The sequence below is a fragment of the Phocaeicola sp. genome (assembly GCF_048170425.1).
GTDB lineage: Bacteria > Bacteroidota > Bacteroidia > Bacteroidales > Bacteroidaceae > Phocaeicola.
Genome location: NZ_DBEXBB010000278.1, coordinates 1 through 16,310, shown reverse-complemented (window position 1 = coordinate 16,310; position 16,310 = coordinate 1). Strand labels below are relative to the sequence as shown.

Below are 16,310 nucleotides of genomic sequence, written 5' to 3'. Positions count from 1 at the left end.
TCTATTCTTTGTGGGAAAAGGACGATTTGATTGGGATTGTAGGAACGAAAATGTATCTTTGCCATATTACTTTGCTTATGCTTAAAGATACAAAATCTTTAGGTAATAACAAAGCCTCGGCTTGGGAAAGTCGGGGCTTTGCCATAAAAAAGAGGGTATGCATTTTGACACACCCTCTTTTACAATTCAATAAATAACTACTTCTGAACTTCAATCTTTTCCCTTATTTAAAAGTCAGCCCGTTAAACAGAGCAGACTTTCCACCTTGATCTGTTCCTACCAGCTGAAGTTTACCATTCTTCAAAATAGCTTTACAAGCACCTTCTCCATCGTCCATACCTGAACGTCCAGGCACAAACTTAAGGTATGCTATATTTCCTTCCATACGTGTCAGAGAAAATTCATAAGTCACCAACAGCGACTTACGACCACTTGGCTCCACCACATACACTGACATGAAACCATTACATAAGGCTCCATCATTGTAAGGATTCAAGTTCTTTTTCTCTTTCACATTCAAGTCCAAACTCATCACAGCATCTTTTTGAGGAGTAGTGGCACTCCAACTTTTATTCCATGCTGAATTTCCTGTTTGTGCATAAACCATTCCTGAAAAACTGAGCAAAAAGATCAGCAAAATCCTACAGCTTTTGTAAAAATAACATTTCATCATAATTCAAATTTTAATAATTACAATTTACAACATAGATGCAGCAAATATACTAAGTATCATTACACAAAATATCTTAATACAAGCTTTTTCTGCTTCTAAAAATACTTGTCTGAAAAAACATTTTCTTACCTTCGAACATTATAATACATATACCACATTCACTTTACTTTATTTATTACTACACAATCATGATTTTTACAGCTGAAAACATACTGATGATTGGCTCTATCCTTATTTTTTCCAGTATCCTCATCAGTAAAACCGGATATCGGTTTGGTATTCCCACTCTTCTACTTTTCCTGATTGTAGGAATGTTTTTTGGCAGCGACGGACTCGGACTGCAATTTAACAGTGCTTCAGATGCGCAATTCATTGGAATGATGGCACTGAGCATTATTCTGTTTTCCGGAGGTATGGATACCAAATACAACGAAATCAAACCCATCCTTACTCCCGGTATTGTCCTATCAACAGTCGGTGTATTGCTTACCACTTTATTGACCGGTATATTTATATTCTATATTTCCGACTGGAACCGAACCAACATCGAATTAACTCTGCTGAGTTCCTTGCTGCTCGCTGCCACCATGTCGTCTACAGACTCTGCGTCTGTGTTCAACCTGCTTCGCTCCCAACGCATGAACCTGAAACAAAACCTACGCCCTATGCTGGAGCTGGAAAGCGGAAGTAATGACCCGATGGCCTACATGCTGACCATCGTGCTGATACAGGTGATTTCAAGTGGAAGCAATCCTGATTTTCTACTGATTACCAAAGACCTGCTCGTGCAATTCTTCTTCGGGGGAGTCATCGGCTACGCTATGGGACGATTCAGTGTGTGGCTGATAAACCGTATCAATCTGTCCAACAGTTCGCTTTATTCAATCCTCTTGCTAAGTCTGGTATTCATTACCTTCACCATTACCGACCAGCTGAAAGGAAATGCTTATCTGGCAGTCTACATCATGGGAGTCATTCTTGGAAATACCCGACTGGCTTACCGAAAAGAAATCAATACTTTTATGAGTGGACTGACCTGGCTTTTCCAGATTATTATGTTCCTTACCTTAGGATTGCTGGTCAACCCGCACGAAATGCTCGACATTGCGGCAGTTGCCTTACTGATTGGTGTGTTCATGATTCTCGTCGCACGTCCAATCAGCGTATTCCTCTGTCTGTTGCCTTTCCGTAACATTACGAATAAAGGCAGACTGTTCGTTTCGTGGGTGGGACTGAGAGGAGCTACCCCCATCATTTTTGCGACCTATCCAGTATTGGCTCAAATAGAGGGTTCACAGCAATTGTTTAACATTGTATTCTTTATCACCCTTCTTTCTTTGGTGATTCAGGGAATGACCATTACCAAGGCAGCTAAAATCCTGCATCTGGACTTGCCGGCACCTAAAGAAGGAAATGAATTTGGAGTGGAACTGCCGGAAGAAATTGATACCCGTCTGAATGACCTCACCCTAACAGCCGAAATGCTGGAAGATAAAAACAGACTGGCCGAAATGCAGATTCCGAAAGGAACATTGGTCATGCTCGTGAAACGTGGCAATGAATTCCTGATTCCCAACGGACAAATGGAACTGAAACCGGGAGACAAATTGCTGCTTATATCAGAAAACAAAAACAAGTCGGCTGAAAATTAATCAGCCAACTTGTTTTTCAGGTATTCATAAAAATCATACTGTGCACGTATGTCATCGTTACCCGGCTTTCTTTTAAAGACATTCCGCAGCTGACTATCCACCCAGCACGCTTTCCGGTTGGCCGACAACTGAAGTTCCAGCATGTCTGTCAGTTCCCGACGAAGTCTGCCGTCGAGGATAGGAGTTACCGCCTCGATACGACGGTATAAATTACGACGCATCCAGTCGGGCGAACCGATAAAGACCAGCGGGTCATCTCCATTTCCGAAGTACCACACACGGGCATGCTCCAAGAAACTGTCTACAATACGAGTAACCCGAATATTCCGACTGAACGGTTCTCCCGGAACCAGACAGCAGATTCCTCTTACAATCAAATCAATCTGTACCCCCGCCTCACTGGCACGATACAGTTCATCTATCATAGCCGTATCCTGCAAGGCATTCATCTTCAAAATTATCCGACCAGGCTTTCCTTCTTTTACCAAGTCGATTTCCCTCTGAATCATGGCTTTCAATTCCGGAAGCAGATTGAAACGCGCTATCAACAAGCGTTTGAAACGGGGCTCCGTCACTTCCTTCCGCAAGACTTTAAACAGGGTACACATGTCGTCCACTATCTGCTTGTTACAAGTGTATAAAGCTATATCTGCATAAATTTTTGCCGTCTTCTCATTAAAATTACCCGTACTGACATACGCATAGCTCCTTAACCGTTCTCCTTTATCATTCTTCCGGAGAATCAATGCCACCTTGGCATGTACTTTCAGTCCCGGGATACTGAATATAATGTCAATCCCCGCCTTCCGCATCAATTCGGCTGTGGCCAGATTATTTTCCTCATCAAAACGTGCCTTCAATTCTACAAACACCGTGACATGCTTCCCGTTTCGTGCGGCAGCAATCAAGGCGTTAATCACTTCAGAATGTTCTGCCACACGATACTGCGTAATCATGATTTCACGACAAAAAGGATCATGAACGGCTTCATACAGAAAATGAATGAAATGTTCAAAACTATGATACGGATAATAAAGCAGCATATCCCGTTTGGCTATCCGACGATACATAAAGTGTTTTTCATTCATCCCAGGCAAGAACATCGGCTGTGGCTTGACGATGGCCGGAATATCCGGATTCGGGTTAGGGAGGGACGCCAAATCTTCCAGGTTCAGATGCTTGTCGCCTGGCACAAGTTCTTCCCGGTTGATACCCAATGCTTCTACCAGGGCATCCAGAAAATCATCCGGCATTTTCCGGTCATATACAAAACGACAGATAGCACCAATCTTACGTTTCTTCACCTTCTCCTTCAATTTTTCCACCATGCTCTCTGCAGGTACATCATCTACAAACACATCGGCATCACGTGAAATCTTACAACAATAACTGCATTCTACCTTGTAGCCAATAAACACTTCTTTCAAATTGGCCTTAATTATATCCTCCAGAAACATGAGGTAATAATTTCCCTCATGCGAAGGAAGCTGCACAAAGCGGGGCACCTTACTATAAGGCATTTTTATAATATAATATTCCGGCTTCTCCTGCGCATCCTTCCATACCCTTACAGCCAGATACAGGCGTCTGTCTCTCAAGAAAAAGCGCACATTATCCGGATCGATTTTCACCGGCTGAATGTAGGGAAACACTTCTTCCATAAAAAAGCGATGCACAAACTCCTTATGAAAATCCTCCACCTCGCTTTTGCTCTGATAAAACACCACATGATTACGTCGTAATGCCGGAAGAATCTTTTCTTCATAGATGCGTACACGGTCTTCCAGCTGACGGTTCACCGTATCCGTAATCTGCCGAATCAGGTCGTGAGCCTCATCCACGGTCATGTCTTCACTCTTACCTCCAGATGCAACCGCCTTATGTTCTGCCACACGAACCTGATAGAATTCCTCCAGGTTAGACGAATAAATAGCTATGAAATTGATTCTTTCAAACAAAGGAAGAGTATCGTCATCCGCCTCCAGCAATACGCGGTGATTAAATGACAACCAGCTTATGTCCCGGTTGAAATATTTAGAGAGGTTTTCCATATACTGAAAATCATTCAAGGTTTCTCCAAAAGTAGTATCTTTGCCGGACAAAAGCAAAAGAAAAATGAAAAGAATCGGACTCTTATCGGATACCCACAGTTACTGGGACAAACGTTACTTGAAATATTTCGATGCCTGTGATGAAATATGGCATGCCGGTGACATCGGTTCACTAGAGGTAGCCGAACGTCTGGCGGATTTTCGTCCACTGAGAGCTGTCTACGGCAACATCGACGGACAAGACTTGCGTATACGCTTTCCAGAAATCAACCGTTTCCAACTGGAAGGTACCGATATACTCATCAAACACATCGGAGGTTATCCAGGAAAGTATGATCCTTCCATTCGGGAAACACTTATGACACATCCCCCAAAGCTGTTTATCAGTGGCCATTCACACATTCTAAAAGTTAAATACGACCGTAACCTGGGGTTACTCCATATCAACCCGGGAGCTGCCGGAAAATATGGTTTTCATCGAGTACGCACACTTGTACGATTCAACATAGAAAACGGGAATTTCTCTGACCTGGAGGTAATTGAATTAAATGATTAAAACAAAAAAATCTTGTCACATTCAAAAAACTTTCCGAAATTTGCACTCAAAATAAAACTCTATATGAAAACTTATCTAGTTACTGGAGCTGCCGGATTCATCGGGGCTAATTATATAAAATATATTCTAGGCAAGCATGACGACATCAAGATTGTAATTCTCGACGCTTTGACATATGCCGGGAATTTGGAAACAATCTCACAAGACATCGACAACGAACGTTGTTTCTTCGTAAAAGGAAATATCTGCGACCGTAATCTGGCCGACCAGTTATTCGCCGATTACAAATTTGATTACATCGTGAATTTTGCAGCAGAAAGTCATGTAGACCGCAGCATCGAAAACCCGCAACTATTCTTGCAGACCAACATCCTGGGAACACAGAACCTGCTGGATGCAGCTCGTCGCGCATGGGTTACGGGAAAAGATGAAAACGGATATCCTACCTGGAGAAAAGGTGTTCGCTTCCATCAGGTTTCTACCGATGAAGTGTATGGTTCTTTGGGCGCAGAAGGATATTTCACCGAAGAAACTCCCCTTTGCCCGCACAGTCCGTACAGCGCTTCAAAGACCAGTGCGGATTTAATCGTGATGGCCTACCGCGACACCTACAAAATGCCTGTAACTATCAGCCGCTGCTCCAATAACTACGGACCGTATCACTTCCCTGAAAAACTGATTCCACTCATCATCAAGAATATTCTGGAAGGAAAACGTCTGCCAGTATATGGAGACGGAACTAATGTGCGCGACTGGCTCTACGTGGAAGACCACTGTAAAGCCATCGACATGATTATCCATAATGGAAAAGAGGGTGAAGTGTATAATGTAGGAGGTCATAACGAAAAACAGAACATTGAAATCGTCAAACTGACCATTGCGACCATTCATCAGATAATGACCGAGCAACCGTAATATCGGAGCATCCTTAAAAAGAAACAAACAACTCCTGATGGACAAATCAGCATTGACTGGATTAACGATTCACTGATTACTTTTGTCAAGGACAGACTCGGACATGACCAGCGTTACGCCATCGACCCGACCAAAATTACCCGCGAACTCGGATGGACTCCGGAGACCAAATTTGAAGATGGTATCGTAAAAACCATCCGATGGTATCTTGACAACCAGAAATGGGTGAAAAACGTAACCAGCGGTGAATACCAGAACTACTACGAAAACATGTACAAGAATCGCTAAACAGCCTTTCTTCATATTACATAATAGAATGTCATTCCGGAAAATAAATTCCAGAATGACATTTTTTATTTCCCCGCTTCTTCTTTTCACTTTATCAGCATGCAAAAAGAAATAAAAAAACATTTTGACAACTTATTTCAAAAATCACTTGCATATTTACAAAATACACCTATCTTTGCAAGCAAATAAACATTTAAAGAAATTCATACATGAGTTACCTTATAAAACCAGTCGGCTATAAGCCGCTGCTTGACATGAAACAGACCGAACTGGGCATCAAGCAAATTAAAGAGTTTTTTCAGCAGAACCTCTCGTCCGAACTTCGTTTACGCCGCGTTACCGCCCCTTTGTTCGTTTTGAAAGGAATGGGAATCAACGATGACTTGAATGGCACGGAACGACCGGTTAGCTTCCCGATTAAGGACTTGGGTGACCAGCAAGCAGAAGTCGTTCACTCACTGGCCAAATGGAAACGTGTCACACTGGCTGACTATCAGATTGAACCAGGTTATGGGATTTATACTGACATGAATGCCATACGTGCCGACGAAGAACTGGGCAACATCCATTCTCTCTACGTAGACCAGTGGGACTGGGAACGTGTCATCACTCCGGAACAACGCACGGTGGAATTCCTGAAAAGCATTGTGACCCGTATCTATGCCGCCATGCGCCGCACGGAATACATGATTTGTGAAATGTATCCACAGATTAAGTCATTCCTGCCTCATGACGTACATTTCATTCATTCGGAAGATTTGCTGCAAATGTATCCGGATAAGACTGCCAAAGAACGTGAGAATCTGATTACCGAACGCTTTGGAGCCGTGTTCATTATCGGTATCGGAAACAAACTGAGCAACGGACTGCCTCACGATTTGCGCGCACCGGACTATGACGACTACACTACGGTAGATCCTAAAACGGGACTTCCGGGACTAAACGGAGATTTGCTGGTATGGAACGAAGTGCTGCAACGTGCACTGGAAATTTCTTCCATGGGTATCCGTGTAGACAAGTCTGCCATGCTCAAGCAACTGGAACTGGCAGGAAAAGAAGAACGTACCAAACTCTATTTCCACAAACGCTTATTGAACGATACGCTTCCTTTAACAATTGGAGGAGGTATCGGACAATCACGCTTGTGTATGCTTTACTTGAAAAAAGCACATATTGGAGAAATTCAGGCTAGTATCTGGCCGGAGGACATGCGCAAAGAATGCGAACAGCTGGGTATGCAACTCATCTGACAAACACATAGATCATTATATAAACGTAACAATCCCCTTGCTCCACCCGTACGAACGGAGCAAGGGGATTTCTTTTTGTGTATTTATTAATTTGTTGTTTCTTACCAGTTGACAGGAGTTTCTCCATGGGCCACCAGGTATTCATTGGTGCGACTGAAATGCTTGTTTCCAAAGAAACCGTTATAAGCCGACAGCGGAGACGGATGCACGGAAGTCAGTACCAGATGCTTGCTGCGGTCAATAAACGCTCCTTTCTTCTGCGCATAAGACCCCCACAAGATAAACACCAAATGTTCTTTCTGCTCAGCCAGCACACGGATGGCCGCATCCGTAAACTCTTCCCACCCCCGCCGCTGATGTGAACCAGCCTGATGGGCACGCACCGTCAAGGTAGCATTCAGCAGCAACACACCCTGTTCTGCCCAGCGAGTCAGGTTGCCACTGGCGGGAATCGGCATACCCAGATCATCGTGAATTTCCTTGAATATATTCTGCAAAGAAGGAGGAAACGCCACCCCGTCGTTCACTGAAAAGCACAAGCCATGTGCCTGCCCCGGTCCGTGATACGGGTCCTGCCCGATAATCACCACTTTCACCTTATCAAAAGGACAAAGGTTAAATGCATTGAATATCAATCTTCCGGGAGGATATACCGTAGTCTGCTGATACTCCTGACGGACAAAATCGGTCAACCGGACAAAATAATCTTTTTCAAACTCCGGTGCCAGTGCCTTTTTCCAGCCTTCTTCTATCTGTACATTCATAATACGATAAGTAAATAATTAATCCCAAAGGTTCAGTTTATTCTTTTGAGCTTCCGCAAGTGAAACCGTCTGTACCGTTTTCTGACGGTTCTTTTCACGCAAAGCCTGATACTCTTCATTCAAAGCTTCCACAAAAGCCGGACATTGCTCACGATTCAGCAACTTGGCAGCCACCAGCGCATTTTGTGAAGCATCCTTCATGTATACCACCGGCGCATGATACACCGGGGCAATCTTCAGTGCCGTATGCAGTTTCGAAGTGGTAGCCCCGCCAATCATCACCGGCACATCCAGTCCGGCCCGCTGCAGTTCAGTCACCACATGCACCATTTCTTCCAGCGAAGGAGTAATCAGTCCGCTCAGTCCTACGATGTCTACTTTTTCACGGATAGCCGTCTCCACAATCTTCTCGGCAGGCACCATCACGCCCAAGTCTATAATTTCATAGTTATTGCACGCCATGACCACCGACACGATATTCTTTCCAATATCATGCACATCACCCTTCACCGTAGCCACGAGCACCTTTCCGGCACTGCGAGCACCTTCTTCTTTTTCCGCCTCGATATAAGGCTGAAGAATAGCTACTGCCTTTTTCATGGTTCGTGCGGTTTTCACCACCTGCGGCAAGAACATCTTTCCCGAACCAAACAAGTCTCCTACATGGTTCATCCCTGCCATCAGCGGTCCTTCGATGATGCTCACCGCGTTCGGGTAACGTGAAAGCGCCTCCTGCAAATCTTCCTCCAGATAATCCGAAAGTCCTTTCACCAGTGCATGTTGCAACCGTTCCTCCACCGTGGTATTATTCCGCCACAACAGTTGCGACGACGCATTTCCATCTTGAGAGGCAGTACCTTCTTTCTCCTGCTTCAGGCGTTCTGCCGTTTCAATCAAGCGTTCTGCGGCATCCGGCCGACGGTTCAGCACCACATCCTCAATCCGTTCCAGAATATCCTGTGGAATATCCGTGTACAATACGGAAGTAGCCGGGTTGACAATCCCCATATCCATTCCCTGCTGAATGGCATGATACAGGAACACGGCATGCATGGCCTCACGAATATAGTTATTGCCACGGAAAGAGAACGACAAATTGCTCACCCCTCCACTGACATGAGCCCCCGGCAGATTCTGGCGTATCCATCCGGTAGCCTGAATGAAATCGACCGCATAATTATTATGCTCTTCAATACCCGTAGCTACGGCCAGCACATTAGGGTCGAAAATGATATCTTCAGGAGCAAATCCTACCTTATCTACCAGAATGCGATATGCCCGTTCGCACACCTCAATCTTGCGACTGTACGTATCGGCCTGCCCCTTCTCGTCAAAAGCCATGACGATGACTGCCGCCCCGAGCTGTTTCACCTCACGGGCATGCGCTATAAAGACCTCCTCTCCTTCCTTCAAGGAAATAGAGTTGACAATACATTTTCCTTGTACACATTTCAATCCGGCACGTATCACATCCCACTTGGAAGAGTCAATCATAATGGGCACACGGGCAATTTCAGGTTCCGAAGCCACCAGGTTCAGGAAGATAGTCATCTCTTGTGCGGCATCCAGCAAACCGTCGTCCATATTCACGTCGATGACCAAAGCGCCGTCTTCCACCTGCTTGCGAGCTATTGACAAAGCCTCATCGTATTTCTTCTCATTGATGAGCCGCAAGAATTTACGCGAACCCGCCACGTTACAACGCTCGCCTACATTGACAAAATTAATCTCCGGAGAAACTTCGAGCAACTCCAATCCCGACAGCCACAAATACGCATGCTTCTTCACAGGCACACGAGGCTGCACTCCTCGTATCAAATCCTGATACTTGGCAATGTACTGTTCCGTCGTACCGCAGCATCCTCCGATGATATTTACCAGTCCTTCTTCGATATACTCCTTCACTTCGGCAGCCATCTCTTCCGGAGTCTGGTCATATTGTCCCAGCGAATTTGGTAGTCCGGCATTCGGATAAGCACTAATATAATAAGGTGCACGCGAAGCAAGGCGTTCCAAAAAAGGTTTCAACTGACGGGCACCAAATGAGCAGTTCAATCCGACAGAAAACAAGTCAGCATGTTCCACCGAAGCCAGAAAAGCATCCAGTGTCTGTCCTGACAAAGTACGTCCAGCAATGTCTGACACGGTAACCGACAACATCAAAGGTACCTTCCGTCCGGTTTTTTCCATCGACAGTTCAGCCGCCCGAATGGCCGCCTTGGCATTCAGTGTGTCAAAAATGGTTTCAATCAACAAAGCATCCACCCCACCTTCAAGCAAGGCTTCCATCTGTTCACAATAAGCGGCCTGCAATTCATCGAAAGTCAGTGCACGAAAAGCCGGATTATTTACGTCCGGACTCATAGAACAGGTCTTGTTGGTAGGCCCTACAGCTCCCGCCACCAAACGCGGCTTTTCGGGATTCAGTGCTGTAAACTCATCGGCCATCCGACGTGCCAGACGTGCTGCCGCGAGGTTGATTTCCCGACAATAAGCCTGCACATGATAATCGGCCATCGACACCGAAGTGGCATTAAAGCTATTGGTTTCAATGATATCGGCACCAGCTACAAGGTATTTCCGATGAATGTCTTCTATAACCTCCGGACGAGTAAGACACAGCAAGTCGTTATTCCCTTTCAATTGTCCGGGAATATCCTTAAAACGTTCTCCCCGGAAATCCGCTTCCGAAAGATTATACTGCTGTATCATCGTACCCATTGCTCCATCGAGCACCAGAATACGCTCCCGTATCAGTTGTTGTATCGTCTTTGTCTGCATAGTTTTCGTGCACCATTATTTAACGTTTAAACATACGGTCCATCATCCGTCGGTCTTCTTTCTCTTTCAAGGTCTGACGTTTGTCATATTGTTTCTTACCCTTGGCCAGCGCGATGACCACCTTGGCCAGCCCTCGCTCGTTGATATACATACGGGTCGGCACAATTGTAAAGCCGGGTTCATCAGAAGTACGCTGCAACTTGCGCAATTCTTTCTTTGTCAGCAGCAGTTTACGGTCACGACGAGCCGTATGGTTGTTATAAGAACCATAGAAATACTCCGCAATGTGCATGTTCTTCACCCACAGCTCTCCACGGGAAAAAAAGCAGAAAGTATCTACCAGACTGGCTTTTCCCTGCCGGATGGACTTGATTTCCGTTCCGGTCAGCACAATTCCGGCCGTGTACGTATCGATAAATTCATAATCGAACGACGCCCGCTTGTTCTTGATATTAATATTATTTGAAACAGGTCTCATCAATTCAATATTACAGACAATTTATTAAACACAAATTCTATCATCACTGGAGAAAGCAGTATCAGAATGGAGGCAATAACCGTATAAGTAGTCAACTTACTTTCCGGAATTCCCAAAAACCGGCGGGCCCCTTCAAACACCACGGCTACAGTATACAGCTGAAGAATCCAGTGAAGTATTTCAATGGAAATCAATCCATTCACAATGTCAAGTACAAACAGCACCGTCATGGAATAACCAACAAACACTTGAAGCGCCTCCTTGTGTATGTACTTGTTAAACAAGTTCCAGCTAATTTTATCCAGCAGATAAACGGCTACAAAAAAACCACCAAACAAAGACACAGCTATGGCACAACAGCGGGTCAAGGCCCACTGGAAAAACTCCGTGCTGACATCACGTCCGATAAAAGTTCCTATAAACTCCGACAATCCGCACAATCCGATAAACGGATAGACGTATTCCGACATCATTCGGCCTCCCTGTCCTCCCGTCACTTCTTTTTCCCAGAAGCGTCCAGGCGAAGAAAGCAAAAATGCCATTTTATTGAACAATTCTTTATAATTCATTCCCAATTCTTTTCATTATGCGATGAAACGAATTGCAAATTTACAAAAAAGTATGAGATAAAGGAAAGAGGGACTTATCTTTTCAAGCTATTTAAAATTCGGTATTCCCAAAATAAAATCAGCCTTGAAAATTCAGAGAAAAACAGTGTATGGAAAAGACTTTCAGAGAAGTGTTTTTACCCTCCCCAAAATGCACTTACGTTTAAAACAAAACTCTTTTGTGTTTCAACTAAAACGCCCTTGCGTTTAACTCCAAATTCTTTGACGTTTGAATGTAAACGCAAGGGCGTTTTTTTCAAAAATAAAATCGGCATTATAAATAGCTATATAAGTTATTTTATAATGCCGATTCTTATCTTTACGATTTATGTTTATTATTAATTAGCAGTAGTTTCTTTATACAAATCATATACTACCGTCTTAGTTCGTTTTTTATTAGTATCCTTTGTCGGTACAGCGTAACTGTTACTATTGTATTCATATTCTACTTCCAGCTTTTCCGGCTTTTCTCCATGAACAGTCTCATATTGAGCCAGTAAAGAAGACAAACTTACATAAACGGCATCTGAATATTTCACGTTATAATCACTTGCCCAGGTTTCTGTACCTTCCTCTGTAGAAGAATCATCTATACCCGTAAGCTGATAACGTAAATACAACTTTAAGGTCTTAGTCGTTTCATTATCTTCTTCAGGCACATAATATACATTCAAATGGTGATTTACCAACTCTGTACTTAAATTTTCACTAGTAGTACCTTTTTTCAGGAAATAAGCGGGTGTCAAAACCAAATATTCATTGTACCCCCATACTCCGCCACCATTTTCTCCTAAAGAATAAAGAGAAACAGTAGAAGTTACATCAGGTAAAATTGACCCTGCATAACCCAAATCATTCAAATAAACCGGATCCCTCAACAATGTGACTGGTAACTTTTCTGTTTCCGCAGTCAAATCCACATCATTATACTGACAATAAACAAAAGCCAATTTAGAGTTTGTTGTAGTAGTAATTGACTTATTAGGTACAAATTGCAAACCATCAGGAGTAGAGAAAGTCACACTACCCCACCCTGAGTTCACTTCCAAATAACCATAGTATTCACTTATTCCATCATCTTCAGAGTTCAAACAAGAACTAAACCCCACCATTGTTAATAATGCAGCAAAAAAGACTGCCAATTTCTGTTTTTTCATACTCTATTCTACTCTTATCTTTAGTTTAATAAATATTTTAGATTTAAAATTCACAAAATAAATACGAAAAGAAAAAAAGACTGCACGGGAGCCGCTCTATTTTAACACAAAAAAACATTTAAAACTACTTTACTTCTGCAAAGCTATCCAAATGCTCATCTACATACGTTGCTATCAGTGCCGTAATCTGTTCTTCTTCTTCCATAAACTGTTCTTCCAAGTCATCAAAAGCCTCATACTGCTCATACATGGCCATGAATTCTTCTTCCGTACGTTCTTTTTCCAAATCCGTACGATGAGCATCGTAAATCTTTTTAGCCTCGTAAATTAACTTTGAAAAATCTTTTGCCCCAAACATACGCATCGCTTTGGCAAACGGGTTATCAAAAATATACGGTCCGTATCCATTCTGGATAAGCTGTACGAAACCTCCTTCCATCACTTCCTCACGAAAGAAATGATAGCCCAACAAGGTATGCTGATACCCATTCAGCAACGGCATGCTATCTGCATTAATCTTCCCTCCTGTCACCTCCAGGTATTTATCAATAAACACTTTCAAAAAAGCATCCATTCCTTCTTCCGCTCCTTTGCGCAAATCCGCATCCGAAACCGTAATCTGATTCGTTTCCATTCTATACCTAATAATTATTACCTACTTTTATACAAACCCATGATAAGGCATCTTCCTGTATTCAGGACAAAGATACAAGTTTCTTTTAGAAGATGAAAACATTTTGTCAACCGGAGTTTGCAAAACAGGCCAAACCGAAAAAAATATCATTAAAATGCAACAAAAAGTTTGGTTTCACCCGTTGCAGAACGAAATAAAACGACTAACTTTGCGAATGAATTAAGGAAGAAATTCCGTAATTCGTGGTTTACGAAATACTTATTTTTTATTACCAATAAAACGTAAAGAATATGACTTATTCACACGAAGTTGAACACATGTGTGTTGTAAAAAAAGGGCCTAATCATGGTCCAGCTCCAATTCCTGAAGAAGGAAAATGGGTTAAATCAAAAGAAATTAAAGACATCTCTGGTTTAACTCACGGTATTGGTTGGTGTGCTCCTCAGCAGGGTGCCTGTAAGTTGACACTGAACGTAAAAGAAGGTGTTATCCAGGAAGCATTGGTTGAAACAATCGGTTGCTCTGGTATGACTCACTCAGCTGCTATGGCATCTGAAATCCTGCCGGGAAAAACCATCTTGGAAGCATTGAACACTGACTTGGTGTGCGACGCTATCAATACAGCTATGCGTGAATTGTTCTTGCAGATTGTGTACGGACGTACTCAGTCAGCTTTCTCTGAAGGCGGTCTGATGATCGGTGCTGGTCTGGAAGACTTGGGTAAAGGTCTGCGTAGCCAGGTAGGTACTCTGTACGGTACTTTGGCAAAAGGTCCTCGTTACCTGGAAATGGCTGAAGGCTATATCAAAACTATCGCTCTTGACAAGAACGACGAAATCTGCGGATACGAATTCGTTCACCTGGGCAAGTTCATGGATGAGATCAAGAAAGGCACTGACGCAAACGAAGCTTTGAAGAAAGTAACTGGTACTTACGGACGTGTAACTGAAGAACAGGGAGCTGTTAAGAAAATTGATCCACGTCACGAATAATATAAGGAGGAAAGAACATTATGATTAGAGAAGTAAAATTTGAAAGCCAGGACCGTCGTATCAAACAGATTCTTGCTGCTTTGAACGCTAACGGTATCAAAGACATCGAAGAAGCTAACGCTATCTGCGAACAGTATGGTCTTGATCCTTATAAAACTTGTGAAGAAACTCAGCCTATCTGCTTCGAAAATGCAAAATGGGCTTACGTGGTAGGTTGTGCCATTGCTATTAAGAAAGGTTGCAAAAACGCTGCTGAAGCTGCTGAAGCAATCGGTATCGGTTTGCAGTCATTCTGTATCCCAGGTTCAGTTGCTGACGACCGTAAAGTTGGTTTGGGTCACGGTAACCTGGCCGCTATGTTGCTGCGCGAAGAAACTAAATGTTTCGCATTCTTGGCTGGTCACGAATCTTTCGCTGCTGCTGAAGGTGCTATCAAAATCGCTGCAAAAGCAGACAAAGTACGTAAAGAACCTCTGCGTTGTATCTTGAACGGTCTGGGTAAAGACGCTGCACAGATTATCTCTCGTATCAACGGATTTACATACGTTCAGACTCAGTTTGACTACTACACTGGCGAACTGAAAGTTGTTCAGGAAATCGCTTACTCAGACGGTCCTCGTGCAAAAGTAAAATGCTACGGAGCTGACGACGTTCGCGAAGGTGTAGCTATCATGTGGAAAGAAGGTGTAGATGTATCTATCACAGGTAACTCTACTAACCCGACTCGTTTCCAGCACCCGGTTGCAGGTACTTACAAGAAAGAACGTGTTCTTGCAGGTAAGCCTTACTTCTCAGTAGCTTCAGGTGGTGGTACAGGTCGTACACTTCACCCGGATAACATGGCTGCTGGTCCTGCTTCTTACGGTATGACAGATACTATGGGTCGTATGCACTCAGATGCTCAGTTCGCTGGTTCTTCATCAGTTCCTGCTCACGTAGAAATGATGGGATTCCTGGGTATCGGTAACAACCCGATGGTAGGATGCACGGTGGCTTGTGCCGTTGACGTGGCTACTGCTTTGAATAAGTAATTGAAGTAATTACTACATAATAAATCCCTGTAACTCTATGAGTTATGGGGATTTTTATTTTATATACATCTCATGAGTAGAAGATGATTCCCTATTACTTTTTGCTTGCTTTTCTTCTTATTGACCGTTGTGATTGGATGACGGAATTGAAGCTGAATATTGCTTGAATAAGGCTTGTTTCTCTAAGGTTGAGGAGTGGCTGATTATAGTTGAAAATGGGCTGAAAAGAGGATGTTTTGCGACCAATTTGCGACCATTTTCCCATTTTTTCAAAAGTGGTCGCAAAATTCGATTCATCTATCTAATACACAGAAAGATATATCATATTTAAAAGGACTTCCCAATGTCTAATTTTAAATGATTAAACTATGGTAAGAAGTTCATTTTCTATTCTCTTTGCCATAAGAGAAAGTAAAGCAAGAAAGAGTGGTAAAGCTCCTATTGAAATTACAATTACAGTAAATGGGGAAAGATGCACTC

13 protein-coding genes and 2 pseudogenes are annotated in these 16,310 nt (G+C 43.2%); 7 read left to right on the top strand and 8 right to left on the bottom strand.

Features of this window, described 5'->3' with window-relative positions:
* Positions 1-197, top strand: a pseudogene (locus tag ACMJ0U_RS11060) (hypothetical protein); the annotation flags it as partial.
* Between the two features lie 26 nt (positions 198-223).
* Here the strand turns inward: ACMJ0U_RS11060 and ACMJ0U_RS11055 are convergent.
* Entirely contained in the window at positions 224-637 is a 414-nt protein-coding gene (locus ACMJ0U_RS11055; protein ID WP_417129971.1) for a hypothetical protein, read from the bottom strand.
* 224 nt (positions 638-861) lie between these two features.
* Here ACMJ0U_RS11055 and ACMJ0U_RS11050 point away from each other — a divergent pair, with 224 nt between their 5' ends.
* Positions 862-2,325 (top strand): potassium/proton antiporter, encoded by a 1,464-nt coding sequence (locus tag ACMJ0U_RS11050; protein WP_417129970.1) that lies wholly within the window; start codon positions 862-864, stop codon positions 2,323-2,325.
* Here ACMJ0U_RS11050 and ACMJ0U_RS11045 read toward each other — a convergent pair.
* The gene (locus ACMJ0U_RS11045) at positions 2,322-4,376 is read right to left on the bottom strand and encodes an RNA degradosome polyphosphate kinase (RefSeq protein WP_417129969.1); all 2,055 of its coding nucleotides are present in this window, start codon (positions 4,374-4,376) and stop codon (positions 2,322-2,324) included. The genes ACMJ0U_RS11050 and ACMJ0U_RS11045 overlap by 4 nt on opposite strands.
* A gap of 64 nt (positions 4,377-4,440) precedes the next feature.
* On the opposite strand from ACMJ0U_RS11045, the gene ACMJ0U_RS11040 reads away from it, so the two are divergent.
* The 3 genes and pseudogenes from ACMJ0U_RS11040 (at position 4,441) to asnA (ending at position 7,385) form a co-directional block, all read left to right on the top strand.
* Positions 4,441-4,932, top strand: a complete 492-nt coding sequence (locus tag ACMJ0U_RS11040; protein WP_417129968.1) for a metallophosphoesterase family protein — start codon at positions 4,441-4,443, stop codon at positions 4,930-4,932.
* 63 nt (positions 4,933-4,995) lie between these two features.
* Positions 4,996-6,135, top strand: a pseudogene (gene rfbB, locus ACMJ0U_RS11035) (dTDP-glucose 4,6-dehydratase).
* Positions 6,136-6,344: 209 nt separating this feature from the next.
* Positions 6,345-7,385: an aspartate--ammonia ligase gene (gene asnA / locus ACMJ0U_RS11030; protein WP_417129967.1), complete on the top strand. Its 1,041-nt coding sequence runs from the start codon at positions 6,345-6,347 to the stop codon at positions 7,383-7,385.
* A 101-nt stretch (positions 7,386-7,486) separates the two neighbouring features.
* On the opposite strand, the gene ung is transcribed toward asnA, so the two are convergent.
* The 6 genes from ung to ACMJ0U_RS11000 all read right to left on the bottom strand — a co-directional run bounded on the left by ung (position 7,487) and on the right by ACMJ0U_RS11000 (position 13,807).
* Positions 7,487-8,149: a uracil-DNA glycosylase gene (ung, locus tag ACMJ0U_RS11025; RefSeq protein WP_417129966.1), complete on the bottom strand. Its 663-nt coding sequence runs from the start codon at positions 8,147-8,149 to the stop codon at positions 7,487-7,489.
* Positions 8,150-8,167: 18 nt separating this feature from the next.
* Positions 8,168-10,930, bottom strand: coding sequence for a methionine synthase (gene metH / locus ACMJ0U_RS11020; RefSeq protein WP_417129965.1), 2,763 nt, complete (start codon positions 10,928-10,930; stop codon positions 8,168-8,170).
* Positions 10,931-10,949: 19 nt separating this feature from the next.
* Positions 10,950-11,408, bottom strand: a complete 459-nt coding sequence (gene smpB / locus ACMJ0U_RS11015; protein WP_007561061.1) for an SsrA-binding protein — start codon at positions 11,406-11,408, stop codon at positions 10,950-10,952.
* Positions 11,408-11,977, bottom strand: coding sequence for a YIP1 family protein (locus ACMJ0U_RS11010; protein ID WP_417129964.1), 570 nt, complete (start codon positions 11,975-11,977; stop codon positions 11,408-11,410). The genes smpB and ACMJ0U_RS11010 overlap by 1 nt, the downstream gene beginning before the upstream one ends.
* Positions 11,978-12,354: 377 nt before the next feature.
* Positions 12,355-13,173: a hypothetical protein gene (locus ACMJ0U_RS11005; protein ID WP_417129963.1), complete on the bottom strand. Its 819-nt coding sequence runs from the start codon at positions 13,171-13,173 to the stop codon at positions 12,355-12,357.
* 124 nt (positions 13,174-13,297) lie between these two features.
* Entirely contained in the window at positions 13,298-13,807 is a 510-nt protein-coding gene (locus ACMJ0U_RS11000) for a DMP19 family protein (RefSeq protein WP_417129962.1), read from the bottom strand.
* 290 nt (positions 13,808-14,097) lie between these two features.
* Between ACMJ0U_RS11000 and ACMJ0U_RS10995 the strand changes: the two genes are divergently transcribed.
* Both ACMJ0U_RS10995 and ACMJ0U_RS10990 read left to right on the top strand, forming a co-directional pair.
* Positions 14,098-14,799 carry an iron-sulfur cluster assembly scaffold protein gene (locus ACMJ0U_RS10995; protein WP_417129961.1) on the top strand — a complete coding sequence of 234 codons (702 nt, stop codon included), beginning with the start codon at positions 14,098-14,100 and terminating at the stop codon, positions 14,797-14,799.
* A 20-nt stretch (positions 14,800-14,819) separates the two neighbouring features.
* Positions 14,820-15,830, top strand: a complete 1,011-nt coding sequence (locus ACMJ0U_RS10990; protein ID WP_417129960.1) for a GGGtGRT protein — start codon at positions 14,820-14,822, stop codon at positions 15,828-15,830.
* The last annotated feature ends 480 nt before the right edge of the window (positions 15,831-16,310 follow it).

Excerpts from the sequence above, each read along its gene's own strand:
- ACMJ0U_RS11050 (WP_417129970.1), top strand. The coding sequence starts at position 862 with ATGATTTTTACAGCTGAAAACATACTGATGATTGGCTCTATCCTTATT.
- ACMJ0U_RS11045 (WP_417129969.1), bottom strand. The coding sequence starts at position 4,376 with ATGGAAAACCTCTCTAAATATTTCAACCGGGACATAAGCTGGTTGTCA.
- ACMJ0U_RS11040 (WP_417129968.1), top strand. The coding sequence starts at position 4,441 with ATGAAAAGAATCGGACTCTTATCGGATACCCACAGTTACTGGGACAAA.
- asnA (WP_417129967.1), top strand. The coding sequence starts at position 6,345 with ATGAGTTACCTTATAAAACCAGTCGGCTATAAGCCGCTGCTTGACATG.
- ung (WP_417129966.1), bottom strand. The coding sequence starts at position 8,149 with ATGAATGTACAGATAGAAGAAGGCTGGAAAAAGGCACTGGCACCGGAG.
- metH (WP_417129965.1), bottom strand. The coding sequence starts at position 10,930 with ATGCAGACAAAGACGATACAACAACTGATACGGGAGCGTATTCTGGTG.
- smpB (WP_007561061.1), bottom strand. The coding sequence starts at position 11,408 with ATGAGACCTGTTTCAAATAATATTAATATCAAGAACAAGCGGGCGTCG.
- ACMJ0U_RS11010 (WP_417129964.1), bottom strand. The coding sequence starts at position 11,977 with ATGAATTATAAAGAATTGTTCAATAAAATGGCATTTTTGCTTTCTTCG.
- ACMJ0U_RS11005 (WP_417129963.1), bottom strand. The coding sequence starts at position 13,173 with ATGAAAAAACAGAAATTGGCAGTCTTTTTTGCTGCATTATTAACAATG.
- ACMJ0U_RS11000 (WP_417129962.1), bottom strand. The coding sequence starts at position 13,807 with ATGGAAACGAATCAGATTACGGTTTCGGATGCGGATTTGCGCAAAGGA.
- ACMJ0U_RS10995 (WP_417129961.1), top strand. The coding sequence starts at position 14,098 with ATGACTTATTCACACGAAGTTGAACACATGTGTGTTGTAAAAAAAGGG.
- ACMJ0U_RS10990 (WP_417129960.1), top strand. The coding sequence starts at position 14,820 with ATGATTAGAGAAGTAAAATTTGAAAGCCAGGACCGTCGTATCAAACAG.